At 73.2% G+C, this 12,894-nt stretch carries 10 protein-coding genes; 4 read left to right on the top strand and 6 right to left on the bottom strand.

Translation table 11 applies throughout. The features are described from left to right. The first annotated feature begins 51 nt into the window (after positions 1 to 51). Positions 52 to 1,263 carry a CaiB/BaiF CoA transferase family protein gene (locus DY262_RS14020; RefSeq protein WP_116959672.1) on the top strand — a complete coding sequence of 404 codons (1,212 nt, stop codon included), beginning with the start codon at positions 52 to 54 and terminating at the stop codon, positions 1,261 to 1,263. 40 nt (positions 1,264 to 1,303) lie between these two features. Here the strand turns inward: DY262_RS14020 and DY262_RS14025 are convergent, their stop codons facing one another. From DY262_RS14025 to DY262_RS14035, 3 genes are read right to left on the bottom strand one after another with little or no spacing between them, the layout of a single operon-like run. Beyond that, the gene (locus DY262_RS14025; RefSeq protein WP_116959673.1) at positions 1,304 to 1,789 is read right to left on the bottom strand and encodes a MaoC/PaaZ C-terminal domain-containing protein; all 486 of its coding nucleotides are present in this window, start codon (positions 1,787 to 1,789) and stop codon (positions 1,304 to 1,306) included. 5 nt (positions 1,790 to 1,794) lie between these two features. Next, positions 1,795 to 2,817 (bottom strand): YhdH/YhfP family quinone oxidoreductase, encoded by a 1,023-nt coding sequence (locus tag DY262_RS14030; protein ID WP_181936505.1) that lies wholly within the window; start codon positions 2,815 to 2,817, stop codon positions 1,795 to 1,797. A 29-nt stretch (positions 2,818 to 2,846) separates the two neighbouring features. Beyond that, positions 2,847 to 4,067: an acyl-CoA dehydrogenase family protein gene (locus DY262_RS14035; protein WP_116959674.1), complete on the bottom strand. Its 1,221-nt coding sequence runs from the start codon at positions 4,065 to 4,067 to the stop codon at positions 2,847 to 2,849. A gap of 186 nt (positions 4,068 to 4,253) precedes the next feature. On the opposite strand from DY262_RS14035, the gene DY262_RS14040 reads away from it, so the two are divergent. Both DY262_RS14040 and uvrA read left to right on the top strand, forming a co-directional pair. After that, positions 4,254 to 5,372 (top strand): CaiB/BaiF CoA transferase family protein, encoded by a 1,119-nt coding sequence (locus DY262_RS14040; RefSeq protein ID WP_116959675.1) that lies wholly within the window; start codon positions 4,254 to 4,256, stop codon positions 5,370 to 5,372. 86 nt (positions 5,373 to 5,458) lie between these two features. Continuing rightward, positions 5,459 to 8,515 carry an excinuclease ABC subunit UvrA gene (gene uvrA / locus DY262_RS14045; protein WP_116959676.1) on the top strand — a complete coding sequence of 1,019 codons (3,057 nt, stop codon included), beginning with the start codon at positions 5,459 to 5,461 and terminating at the stop codon, positions 8,513 to 8,515. 28 nt (positions 8,516 to 8,543) lie between these two features. Here uvrA and DY262_RS14050 read toward each other — a convergent pair whose 3' ends face one another. The 3 genes from DY262_RS14050 to DY262_RS14060 are packed head-to-tail and all read right to left on the bottom strand — an operon-like array spanning position 8,544 to position 11,197. Continuing rightward, on the bottom strand, positions 8,544 to 9,422 hold the full coding sequence (locus DY262_RS14050; protein WP_116959677.1) for a MipA/OmpV family protein: 879 nt from the start codon (positions 9,420 to 9,422) through the stop codon (positions 8,544 to 8,546). Beyond that, a complete protein-coding gene (locus DY262_RS14055; protein WP_245980995.1) occupies positions 9,419 to 9,961 on the bottom strand; it encodes an RcnB family protein in 543 nt (180 codons plus the stop codon). The genes DY262_RS14050 and DY262_RS14055 overlap by 4 nt, the downstream gene beginning before the upstream one ends. Positions 9,962 to 10,000: 39 nt before the next feature. Further along, complete coding sequence (locus DY262_RS14060) at positions 10,001 to 11,197, bottom strand: DUF4382 domain-containing protein (protein WP_116959679.1); 1,197 nt, start codon at positions 11,195 to 11,197, stop codon at positions 10,001 to 10,003. Positions 11,198 to 11,324: 127 nt separating this feature from the next. Here DY262_RS14060 and DY262_RS14065 point away from each other — a divergent pair, with 127 nt between their 5' ends. Continuing rightward, positions 11,325 to 12,872, top strand: a complete 1,548-nt coding sequence (locus DY262_RS14065; protein ID WP_116959680.1) for a CYTH and CHAD domain-containing protein — start codon at positions 11,325 to 11,327, stop codon at positions 12,870 to 12,872. The last annotated feature ends 22 nt before the right edge of the window (positions 12,873 to 12,894 follow it).

Raw genomic sequence — 12,894 nt, forward strand, 5'->3', positions numbered from 1 at the left:
GCACAACGGCGTGGCGCGGCCGACCGCGGCCACAGACTCAAGGACCTCACCGTGACCCCGACCCCCAGCTCAGCAGGCGCCCTCGCGGGCGTGCGCATCCTCGACATGGCCACCGTGCTGGCGGCCCCCATGGGCGCGACCCTGTGCGCCGACCATGGCGCCGAGGTCGTGAAGCTGGAACTGCCCGATGGCAGCGACGCCCTGCGCGGCCTGCAGCCGGTGCAGGACGGCGTGCCGCTGTGGTGGAAAGTGGCCAACCGCGGCAAGCGCGGCATCACGCTGGACGTGCGCCAGGCGCGCGGGCGCGAGCTGTTCCTGTCCCTGCTCCCGCGCTTCGACGTGCTGGTGGAGAACTTCCGCAGCGGCACGCTGGACCGCTGGGGCCTGGACATCGCCACCTTGCACGCGGCCAACCCGCGCCTGGTGGTGGTGCGGCTCACCGGCTTCGGGCAGACCGGGCCGTACAAGGCGCGGCCCGGCTACGCGCGCATCTTCGAGGCCATGAGCGGCTTCACCAACCTGACCGGCGAGGCCGGCGGGCCGCCGCTGCACAGCAACTTCCCGGTCGGCGATGCCGTGGCGGGCCTGTTCTGCGCCTTCTCCATCGCGTCGGAGATGGTGCGCCTGCGCGGTGACCCGAACGCCAAGGGCGTGGAAGTGGACCTGGCGGCCACGGAGGCGCTGTTCCGGCTGCTCGATTGCCTGCCGGTGGAGCACGAGCGGCTGGGCCAGGTGCGCCGGCCCGAGGGCAACCGCGCCAGCTACACGGCGCCGTCCAACATGTACCGCAGCCGCGACGGCCAGTTCTTCTCGCTCGTGGCCTCGTCGAACGCGATCTTCGCGCGCCTGTGCGAGGCCATCGGCGAGCCCGAGCTGGCCAGCGACCCGCGCTTCAACACCAACCCGGCGCGTGTGCAGAACCTGGTGGCGCTGGACCAGCGCCTGAGCGAGTGGTTTGCCCGCCACGACTACGCCGAGCTCGCCAGCCGCCTCGAACAGGCGGGCCTGCCCTTCAGCAAGGCTTACACCATCGAGGACATCGAACAGGACCCGCACTTCATCGCGCGCGGCGCCATCGTGCGCCTGCCGGACCCGGACTTCGGCAGCCTGCCCGCGCCCTGCGTGGTGCCGCGCGTGGTGGGACGTGAGATGAACGTGCCGCGCACCGGGCCGTCGGTGGGTGAGCACAACGCCGAGGTGTACGGCGCGTTGGGGATTGGCGCCGAGGAGCTGGAGCGGCTGCGGGCGCAGGGCGTGATCTGAGGCGCCCTCCGGGGGGGCGGTGGCGCACCGCGCCCGTTCTTCAGCTGGCCGGTGCGCGCTCCGGGTCGCGGAGGTACATGCACTGCACCTCCATGGTGTGCACGGCGGTGCCGTGCTGGTTCACGATCTCGCGCCGAAAGCCCACCACGCCGCGGTCGCCCTTGCTGGTGGGGTGGGTCTCGATCACTTCCATCACCAGGTGCACGGTGTCGCCGGCCTTCACCGGCGCGTGGATGCGCCACTTGTCGATGCCCAGCATGGCCACCAGCGTGCCGTCGTTCAGGCCCGACTGGCAGAGCAGCCCGGTGGACACCGCGAAGACCAGCGGGCCGTGGGCGATGGGCTCGCCATAGGGCTGCGTGCGACAGAACTCGTGGTCCATGTGCGGGGCGTTGAAGTCGCCCGAGACACCGGCGAAGTTGACGATGTCGGCCTGCGTGATGGTGCGCCGCGCGGTCTGGAAACGGTCGCCAAGCGCGAACTCGTCGAAGTACCTGCCGCGCGGGCGGGTGGTGGGGGTGCTCATGGGGATCAGGCTCCTTCGAAACGCAGCAGGGCGCGGCCCGAGTTGCGGCCCGCCAGCTGCGCCTCGCTGAAAGACAGCAGCTCGTCCAGGCCGATGAAGCCGAGCTGCGGGGTCAGGCGGTCGAAGTCGGGTTTCCAGTCGCCGCCCAGGCGCGCCCACAGGCGGTGGCGCTGCTCCCAGGGCGCGTTGGCCACGATGCCCACGAGCTTGACGGCCCGCATGATGAAGGGCAGCACGCTGCCGTCGAAGCTGTTGCTGGCGGCGTTGCCCACGCAGGCCACGCAGCCCTGGTCCTGGGTGGAGCGCAGCAGCCAGGCCAGCAGGGGGCCGCCGACGTTGTCGATGGCCGCCGCGAACTGCGCCTTCTCCAGCGCGCGCGGGGGCGCGGCCAGGATCTGGCCCGCGTCGAGCACCTCGCTGGCGCCGGCGGCGCGCAGCGCCTCGGCCTGTTCCATGCGGCGCGTGATCGCGACCGCCCGGTGGCCTGTGCGGGCCAGGATGCCCAGCGCGCTCAGGGCCACGGCGCCGCCCGCGCCGGTGATCGCCACGGGCCCCGAGTCCGGCCGCAGGCCCTCCATCTGGAAGCGCTCCAGCGCCATGGCCGCGGTGAAGGCCGGCACGCCGAGCGCGGCGCACTCCAGGGCCGTCAGGCCGGCGGGCAGGGCCTGCACGTGGGCCGCGGGCACGCGCACGATCTCCGAGAAGCCGCCGTCGAAGGCGATGCCGGTCTGGAAACCGTGCACCAGCACCGTCTGGCCCGGGGCGAACGCGGCGGCGTCCGAGCGCAGGACGTCGCCCACCAGCTCGATGCCGGCCACACGGGGGAAGCCGCTGATGATCTTGGCCTTGCCGTGCAGCGACAGGCAGTCCTTGAAGTTCACGCCCGCGTAGCGGTTGCGAATGACCACCTCGCCGGGGCTGAGATCGTCCAGCGTGAGTTCTTCCAGGCGGCTCTCGGCGCGGCCGTCCACCATATGGGTGCGAACGGCGCGAAAGCGCGGGGGGATGGCGGTGTGGGCGCTGGGCATCGTTGATTGACCTCTCGTCTTGGCTTTGATCAGTAGTCCACCAGGGAGCCTTCGTGCAGGCAGGGGTTGCGTTCGGCGCCGCGCGCGCGGCGCACCCAGTCCCGCCCGATCACGGTCTTGTGCACCTCGCTGGAGCCTTCGCCGATCTGGTTGAGCTTGGCGTCGCGGAAGAAGCGCTCCAGGGGGAAGTCCTGCAGGTAGCCGCGCCCGCCGGTGAGCTGCAGCGCGTCGGTGACGACTTTCATGCACAGGTCGGTGGCCTGCAGCTTGGCCATGGAGGCGTAGGTGGCGACGTCGGCGTCGCCGCGGTCGTACTTCTCGGCCACCAGGGACAGCAGCGCGCGCGAGGCCTCGATCTGCGTCGCCATGTCGGCCAGCATCCATTGCACGCCCTGGTGTTCGCCCAGGGTCTTGCCGAACACGCTGCGGTCGACGGCGTAGGCGGCGGCGATCTCCACCGCGCCGATCGCGCGGCCCAGGGCCATGGCGGCGTGGCCGATGCGCGCGCGCAGCAGGGCGTCCTGCGCCAGGCTGAAGCCCTCGCCCTCGGCGCCCAGGCGGTGCGAGGCCGGCACGGCCACCTGGGTCAAGCTGAGGGAGGCGATGGGCACGCCGTACCAGCCCAGCTTGCCCACGTCGGGGCTGATGGTGAAACCGGGTGCGTCGCGCGGCACCAGCGCGGCAAGAAAGGTCGAGGGCTCGTCCTCGGCGCAGCCCACGATGACGAACCAGTCGGCGGTGCTGGCGCGGGTGATGAACTTCTTGCGGCCGGTGATGCTGTAGCCGCCGGGCGTGCGCCGGAACACGGTCTTGAGGCCGCGCACGTCGGAGCCGGCCTCGGGTTCCGTCAGGCCGAAGGCGGCCTGCAGTTCGCCGGTGCACAGGCCGGGCACCAGCTGCTGCTTCAGGGCCTCGCTGGCGCCGGCCACGATGGCGCGCGTCGACAGGTCGGTGCCCGTGATGAGCGAGGCCGAGGTGCTGCACACGCGCCCCAGCTCTTCGATGATCCGGATGCGCAGCTGCTGTCGCGCGTCGCTGCCGCCATAGGCGCGCGGAAAGGCGGTGCCCACGATGCCCTCGCGGGCGAGCAGGCGGAAGTGGTCCCAGGCGAACACGTCCTGGCGGGCCACCTCGGCGGCCTGGGGGCCCAGGGTGTCGCGGCAGAGCCCGCGCACGCGCTGGACCATGGCCTGTTCGTCGCTGGTCAGTCGGTGCAGGAAGTGGTCGCCGAAGAGAGTGGGGTGGTTCATGGTGCGGGCCTTTGCGCGGCATCATGCGGCGCAGGGCAGGCCGAGTCGAGACGGTGTTTCGATGTGCGAAACGGCGCCTTGCGCCCGCGCCAGGGCGGTGGCCTGATGGGCGCTTCACACCGGCCGTGCCATGCCCCCGACCCCTTGCCTTCGACCGTTCGCCCACGCGCCTGGGGAGTGCCCGCCATGACGCGGCAAGGCCCGCTGGCCGGCCTGCGCGTGTTGGAGATCGAGGCGATCGGCCCGGTGCCGCTGGCCGCCATGCTGTTGTCCGACCTGGGCGCCGACGTGTTGCGGGTGGACCGGCCGGCGGCGCCCGAGCTCGGTGTGCCGCGCGACCCGCGCTTCGAGCTGAGCGCGCGCGGGCGCCGCTCCGTGGTCATCGATCTGAAGGAACCGGCCGGCGTCGAGCGCGCGCTGTGCCTCGCCGAGCGGGCCGACATCCTTCTGGAGGGCATGCGCCCCGGCGTGATGGAGCGCCTGGGCCTGGGGCCCGACGAATGCCTGGCGCGCAACCCGAGGCTGGTCTATGGCCGCATGACGGGCTGGGGCCAGCACGGTCCCTTGGCCGACACGGTGGGCCACGACATCAACTACATCGCCACCACCGGCGTGCTGCACGCCATCGGCCCGCGCGACGGGCCGCCGGCCGTGCCGCTCAACCTGGTGGGCGACTTTGGCGGCGGCGCCCTGGTGCTGGCCTTCGGCGTGCTGGCCGCGCTGCACGAAACGCGCGCCAGCGGCCAGGGCCAGGTGGTGGACGCCGCCATGGTCGATGGCTCGCTGGCCCTGCTGGCGCCCGTCATCGGCCGCTGGCAAAGCGGCGCCTGGCGCGATCAGCGCGAGGCGAACGCGCTCGATGGCGGCGCGCACTTCTACGGCTGCTACGCCACCTCGGACGGCCAGGCGGTGGCGGTGGGCGCCCTGGAGCCGCGCTTCTACGCGGCGCTGCTCAAGGGCCTGGGTCTGTCGCCGGACGCGCTGCCGCCGCAGCACGACCGCAGCGCCTGGCCCGCGATGCGCGCGCGCCTGGCGGCCCTGTTCGCGCAGCACCCGCGCGAGCACTGGGTGAAGGTGTTCGAAGGCACCGAGGCCTGCGTGTCGCCGGTGCTGTCGATCGCCGAGGCCACGCGCAACGCCCACCTGCGGGCACGCGGCAGCCTGCTCGAGCTCGACGGCGTGCTGCAGCCGGCGCCCGTGCCCCGCTTCTCGCGCACGCCCGGCGCCGTGGCGGGGCCGCCGGTGCCGCGGGGCGGTGGCGGGGAGGACGCGCTGGCCGACTGGGGCCTGGCCGCCCCGGGCTAGGCGGTCCGGGGCGCGAATGCGCTGCGGTTTATCATGCCCGGTTGCCCTGCACGAACCGCGCCTTGAACCCGATCCCGCCCGCCGATATGCCGCCCACCGACCTGAGCCCGGGCGATGCCGCCGCCCCACCCAAGGTGGCCGACGCCGACGCCCGCTACCTCGGCGATGCCATGCGCCTGCGCGGCGCCACGCTGTCGGTGCGCGGCGCGCGCACGCACAACCTCAAGAACATCGACCTCGACATCCCCAAGCACCGGCTGGTGGTGATCACGGGGCTGTCGGGCTCGGGCAAGTCCAGCCTGGCCTTCGACACGCTTTACGCCGAAGGGCAGCGCCGCTACGTGGAAAGCCTGTCGGCCTACGCGCGCCAGTTCCTGCAGCTGATGGACAAGCCCGACGTGGACCTGATCGAAGGCCTGGCGCCGGCCATCGCCATCGAGCAGAAGGCCACCAGCCACAACCCGCGCTCCACCGTGGGCACGGTGACCGAGATCCACGACTACCTGCGCCTGCTCTACGCGCGCGCCGGCACGCCGCACTGCCCCGACCACGACCTGCCGCTGGCCGCGCAGAGCGTGGCCCAGATGGTGGACGCCACCCTGGCCTTGCCCGAGGGCACGCGGCTGATGGTGCTGGCGCCCGTGGCGCGCGCGCGCAAGGGCGAGTTCGCCGAGCTGTTCGCCGACATGCAGGCGCGCGGCTACGTGCGCTTTCGCGTCGATGGCGCGGTGGTGGAGGCCGAGGCCCTGCCGGCGCTGAAGAAGAACGACAAGCACGACATCGACGTCGTGATCGACCGCCTGAAGGTGCGCGCCGAGGCCGACGCCGCCGGCACCCATACGCAGCGCCAGCGCCTGGCCGAGAGCTTCGAGGCCGCGCTGCGCCTGGCCGACGGCCGCGCCCTCACGCTCGACATGGACTCGGGCGAGGAACGCGCGCACTCGGCGCGTTTCTCCTGTCCGGTGTGCCACTACACCGTGGCCGAACTCGAGCCGCGACTGTTCTCCTTCAACTCGCCCCTGGGCGCCTGCCCCACCTGCGACGGCCTGGGCCACACCGAGTTCTTCGATCCCGCGCGCATCGTCGCCTTCCCATCGCTCAGCCTGGCCAGCGGCGCCATCAAAGGCTGGGACCGGCGCAACGGCCACTACTTCTCGCTGGTCGAGAGCCTGGCCGCGCACTACGGCTTCGACGTGGACACGCCCTGGGAGTCGCTGCCCGAGGCGGTGCGCCAGGTGCTGCTGTTCGGCTCGGGCGACGAGGAGATCCGCTTCCAGTACGCGCTGGACGGCGGCGAGCGCGCGAACAAGCGCGTGAACAAGAAGCACGCCTTCGAGGGCATCGTGCGCAACTTCGAGCGGCGCTGGCGCGAGACCGACAGCGCCACCGTGCGCGAGGAACTCGCGCGCTACCGCGCCACGCGGCCCTGCCCGGAGTGCGGCGGCGCGCGCCTGCGCCGCGAGGCGCGCCACGTCTTCGTGGGCGAGGGCGCGCAGCGCCGCGCCATCTTCGAGATTGGCCACGTCACGCTGGGCGAGGCCCTGCGCTGGTTTGCCTCGCTCGCGCTGAGCGGCGCCAAGGGCGAGATCGCGGGCCGCGTGGTGCACGAAATCCGCCAGCGCCTGAGCTTCCTCAACGACGTGGGCCTGAACTACCTCAGCCTGGACCGCAGCGCCGACACGCTCTCGGGCGGCGAGGCCCAGCGCATCCGCCTGGCCAGCCAGATCGGCAGCGGCCTCACCGGCGTGATGTACGTGCTTGACGAGCCCAGCATCGGCCTGCACCAGCGCGACAACGACCGCCTGATCGGCACCCTGCAGCACCTGCGCGACCTGGGCAACACCGTGCTCGTGGTCGAGCACGACGAGGACATGATCCGCGCCGCCGACCACGTCATCGACATGGGTCCGGGCGCCGGCGTGCACGGCGGGCGCGTGATGGCCCAGGGCCGCTGCGAGGACGTGGTCGCGGTGCCCGAGTCGCTCACCGGCCAGTACCTGGGCGGCACGCGCCGCATCGAGGTGCCGGCCCGGCGCACGCCCTGGCAGCCGGCGCGCGTGGCCACCGTGCCGGCCGAACCGGTCAAGCCCCGCTTCCCGAGCGCCAGGGGCCGCGCGGCGGCCGTGCCGCCGGCCTCGGCCGCCGACGGCGGCCAGGCGATCCGCGTGCTCGGTGCCAAGGGCCACAACCTGCGCGGTGTCTCGGTGGACTTCCCGGTCGGTCTGTTCACCTGCGTCACCGGGGTCTCGGGCTCGGGCAAGTCCACGCTGGTCAACGACACGCTCTACGCCGCCGTGGCGCGCGCCATCTACCGCTCGCACGACGAGCCGGCGCCGCACGAGGCCATCGAGGGCCTGGAGCACTTCGACAAGGTCATCAACGTCGATCAGTCGCCCATCGGCCGCACGCCGCGCAGCAACCCGGCCACCTACACCGGCCTGTTCACCGGCATCCGCGAGCTGATGGCCGAGGTGCCGGCCGCGCGCGAGCGCGGCTACGGCCCGGGCCGCTTCAGCTTCAACGTGGCCGGCGGGCGCTGCGAGGCCTGCCAGGGCGACGGCGTGGTCAAGGTCGAGATGCACTTCCTGCCCGACGTCTACGTGCCCTGCGAGGTCTGCCACGGCCAGCGCTACAACCGCGAGACGCTGGAGGTGCTCTACAAGGGCAAGAACATCGCGCAGATCCTGGAGCTCACGGTGGAGCAGGCGCACGCCTTCTTCGGCGCCGTGCCCACGCTGGCGCGCAAGCTGCAGACCCTGCTGGACGTGGGCCTGTCCTACATCCAGCTCGGGCAGGCCGCCACCACCCTGTCGGGTGGCGAGGCGCAGCGCGTCAAGCTCGCGCTGGAGCTGTCCAAGCGCGACACCGGGCGCACGCTCTACATCCTGGACGAGCCCACCACCGGCCTGCACTTCGCCGACATCGAGCTGCTGCTCAAGGTGCTGCACCAGCTGCGCGACGCCGGCAACACCATCGTGGTGATCGAGCACAACCTGGACGTCATCAAAACCGCCGACTGGGTGATCGACATGGGCCCCGAGGGCGGCACCGGCGGCGGCACCGTGGTGGCGCAGGGCACGCCGGAAGCCGTGGCCGCGAACCCGGCCAGCCACACGGGGCGTTACCTCAAGCGCCTGCTCTGAGGCCGGTGGCGCTTGAAGCCCTGCCGTCTCATCGGTTGCGGTAGGCCAGCCCCAGGCCCGCGCTGAAGGTGGTGGGCCGCGTGGCCAGCGGGCTGCGCCGCGCGGCGCCCTGCAGCTGCGCCACGCCCAGGCCCGCGTAGCCCACCCAGTGCCGGTTGATGGCGGAGGTGAGGCGCCAGCCCAGCGACAGGCTGTCCCAGCCCGAGCCGATGGCGTAGGCGGGCAGTCCGGTGGCCGCGGCGCCCTCGGGGTCGATGCCGTAGTGCGTCTGGCGGAACGTGCCGTTGGCCCAGCCGGCACCGAAGGACAGGTCCCAGTGCGTGTCGCGCGAAAGGCGGTGGCGGTAGTTCAGGCCCGTGTCCAGGCGCAGCCCGCCGTCGCGGCCCAGCAGGTCCTGCGAGGCCCGGCTGGTCAGGCTCCAGTGCTCGCTGAGCGTCAGGCCCAGGGTGAGCCGGCCGCGCACGGTGGCGCGCACCTTGCCCAGGCCGTGGTAGCGCGGGTCCTTCTCGTCGCGCCAGTCGCGGCCCTCGTCGATCGAGAGCGAGGTGTTGAGCGTGAGCCTGTCGCCGCGCGCGAGCTGGGTGCTCACGCCGCTGTCCACGGTCTCGCGGCCCTGGTTGAGCAGGGCGCTGGCACCGGAACTGGCGAAGCGCCAGCGCCCGAGTTGAAAGGCCCAGATGCCGCCCAGCGAGAGCTTCTGCTCGGCGGTGCCCAGCGGGTTGGCCGAGGAGCCGATGGCCGCGCCGATGAGGTAGTCGCGGCTGGCCTGCAAGGCCAGGTCGTCGCGCGGTGCCGGCGGCGCCGATGCCGGGGCCGGCTCGGCGGTGGGGGCTGCGTCGCCGCGTTCCTGCGCGAGCCCGGCCGCGGCGGACATCAGCAGCGCCGCGGCGGCCAGCGCGGGCTTCACAGCCGGCCCAGGTCTTCGATGGCGTCGACCACGATGCCGGTGCCGATGGCGATGAGCAGGATGTCGGTGGCCACGCGCACGTACTTGTGGCCCGCCGGCGGCACGCCCAGGCGGATGGAAATGGCGTCTGGCACGGGGTAGTAGACGACGTCGCGCGGCAGGGGCGCGCCGCGGTGCCACTTCTTGGCCTGGCCGGGGGGCATGCAGCCGTTGTGCTTCTTGGCCAGGCCGGGCGGGCAGTGGCCGGCGCGCCAGCGGGGCTCGTAGTACTCGACGGCGGCGCGGCGCTGCGTGTCGGTGAAGTAGCCGCCGATCTGCACGTTCACCGAGAGGTTCGTCCGGTCGCCGTCGGGACGGACATACCGGGTGCCGCCGTCGCGATCGCCACGGTCGCCGCGGTCATCGCCCTTGTGGGGTTTGCCGCCTTTGTGTTTTTCCTCGGACTGGCCGTGTTTGCCGCCGCCAGCGTGCGGGGGTTTCTCGGCCAGCGTGGGCGCGGCGGCCAGGGCCAGGGCGGTGCCCAGGAGGAGGGCGGACAAGGAGCGGGAGGGAATGGGCATGGCTTGAGGCTCTGCGGTTCAGGGGAAAACAAAATCCTGGTCGATGGTGTCGCTGGCGGCCGCGGTCAGGGGACCGGCGGTCTTGCTCACGCCGCCCGTGGTGGCGCGCAGCGTGAACTGGCCCGCCGCCGCGTTGTCGGCCGAGAAGCTCAGGCTGCTGCCGGCGGCGTGCTGGGCCACCTGCGGCGCCGCCACCGCGTTGCCGGTGTAGGCGTATTCGCCGGTGACGGCGTTCACCGGCCGCTCCACGAGCGTGAGGGTGTCGCCCGCCGTGAGCGTCTGGCGCAGGGCCACGGTCGCGTCGAGCTCGGTGGGCACGGGCGTGAGCGAGACCTGCCCCGTGAAGATGGCCGTGCCCGAGGCGGGCGGGTCGATGCGCTGGCCGGCCGGCGCGGCGCGCACCAGCTGACCGCTGAACACCTGCAGCTGGCGCACCGCCGCCGTGGCCCGCCCGGGCGTGACCACCACCAGCGTGTACTCACCCGGCTCCACGGGTTGCAGCTTGAACAGGCCGTTGGCGTCGGCCACGGTGGCGCGGCGCACCTCGCCGTTCTGCTGCAGCGAGACGCTGGCGCCCGCCGTGGCCGCGGCGAGGGAGACCTCGCCGATCACGCCGGTCTCCACACGCGGCAGCGTGCGCAGCACGGGCTTGAGCAGGTACTGGCCCGAACCCCCGGCCACCACCACGGACCGGCAGGCGTCGAAGTCGATCACCACGTCGGTCAGGCCGTCGCGCTGCACCGCCAGGCTGGTCTGCACCTTCAGGCCCGACTGCTGGCCACTGGGGGTTTTGAGCGGCACCCTCACGCCCGGGTTGCCGCTGAGCACGATCCAGTTGCGGTCGGCCTGGGCGCCGGTGTTGGGCGCCAGCACCAGGCGCAGGCGGGTGTAGGTGCCGGCGGGCACGCGCGTCTGCCCGAGGTTGAGCAGGGCGCCGTTGGTGTAGTCCAGCAGGTTGACGCTGAGCGGCGGGTTGACGGGGATGGAGCGCCAGCCCGGGTCGCTGTCGGGCGCGTCGGCGGTGTGCACGCGCACCTCGTTCACCGTGACCACCACCTCGTCGTAGCCGCAGGCGGGGTTGTCGGTGAGGGCCACGCGCAGCGTGCCGCTGCCGCCGTTCCCATCGCCGCCACCACCACCACAGGCGGCCAGCAAGCCCAGCAAGCCCAGCAGGGCCGCGCCCAGCGCGGCGCGCATCCAGGACATCGTGTGCATGTTTGTCTCCAACGACACCGCCGCGCTCAAGGGGGCGCGCCAGCGGTCATTGTTGGCCGAGGCGGCGCCCGCGTGGTAACCGGCTGTAAGGTAGCGACCCTCAGGCGAACTGTGGTCTGATCGATCCATGCCACAGGAAACCGAGCTCAAGCTCGCGCTGCACCCCAAGGACGCCGGGCGTTTGCTGGCCCACCCGCTGCTGGGCGGCCTGCCGCGCGTGGGCCAGCGCCTGTTCAACACCTATTTCGACACCCCCGAGCTGGCGCTGCGCGAGGCGCGCCTGGCCTTGCGCGAGCGCCGCGTGGGCGCGCGGCGCTGGCTCACGGTCAAGACCTCGGGCAGCAGCGTGGGCGGCCTGTCGCGGCGCGGCGAATGGGAGGTGCCCAAGCCGCGCGGGCGGGTCGATTTCGCGCGCGTGGTGGACGAGCCCGCGCTGGCCGCCGCCCTGCAGGACTGGGCGCCCCGGCTGCGCGCGGTGTTCCGCACCGACTTCGTCCGCCGTGCCCTGGTGGTGGAACACGCGGGCGCGCGCATCGAACTGGCGGTCGACGACGGGCACATCAGCGTCGGCAGCGCCCGGCGCGCGCGCCGCGAGCGCCTGCTCGAGGTGGAGCTGGAGCTGCTGGACGGCCCGGTCGACGCGCTGTTCGACCTGGCGCACACCCTGGCGCTCGGCCCCGAGGGCCAGGCGGGGCGTGCGCTGCGCCTGCACCCCGAGCCGCGCAGCAAGGCCGAGCGCGGCTACGCCCTGTTCGCCGGCCAGGCCGCCATGCCCCGGCGCGCCACGCCGCTGGCGTTGGCGCGCGGCATGGCGGTGCGCGAGGCCTTCCAGGCCGCCAGCCTGGCCTGCCTCACGCACCTGCAGGCCAACGAGGCCGAGCCGCGCGCGCTCGCCGACCTGCCGCTGGCCGGCGCGCCGCTGCCCGACCCGGAGTTCGTGCACCAGCTGCGCGTGGCCCTGCGCCGCCTGCGCACCGGCCTGCGGCTGTTTCGCGAGCACCTGCCGCGCCGCTGGGTGGCGCACTGGTCGGCGCACTGGAAGGGCCTGGCCGACGCGCTGGGCGCGGCGCGCAACTGGGACGTCTTCGCTACCGAATGGCTGCCCGATCGCCTGCCCGACAGCGACGCCCGCGCCGAGGCCCAGGCCCTGCGCGCCTGGGTGGACGCCCAGCGCCGCGCGGCCAACCTCGCGGTGGCGCGCCGGCTGGCCGACCCGGCGCACGCCCTGGCCTTGCTGGCCTTCACGCGCTCGGTGTTCGCGCTGCCGGCGCCGCGCGCGCGGGTGAACCTGCCGCGCTGGGCGGTGGCCCGGCTGCGCGCCGGCCATGCTCGGTTGCGCGAACAGGCGCGCGACGCGCGCCGCCTGGGCCCCGACGGCCGCCACGAGTTGCGCCTGGCGCTGAAGAAGCTGCGCTACACGCAGGAGTTCCTGATCGGCCTGCTCGACCCCCAGCGCGCCGCGCGCAGCACCGCCACCTTGGCCGAGGCGCAGGCGCTGCTGGGAGAGCTGAACGATCTGGCCACGGCGCAAGGCCTGCTGCAGCAGGTGCCGGCCCGTGTGGCGCCCACGCTCGTGGCCGCCTTGCAGTCGGGCCTGCAGGCGCAACTGGAGGCGGGCCTGCTGGCCCTGCCGGCCATGGAGCGCGCGCTGGAGCGCTCGCCACCGCCCTGGTGAGCGAACCGCGCCGGGGCGGGGG

The sequence above is a fragment of the Hydrogenophaga borbori genome (assembly GCF_003417535.1).
Lineage (GTDB): Bacteria > Pseudomonadota > Gammaproteobacteria > Burkholderiales > Burkholderiaceae_C > Hydrogenophaga > Hydrogenophaga borbori.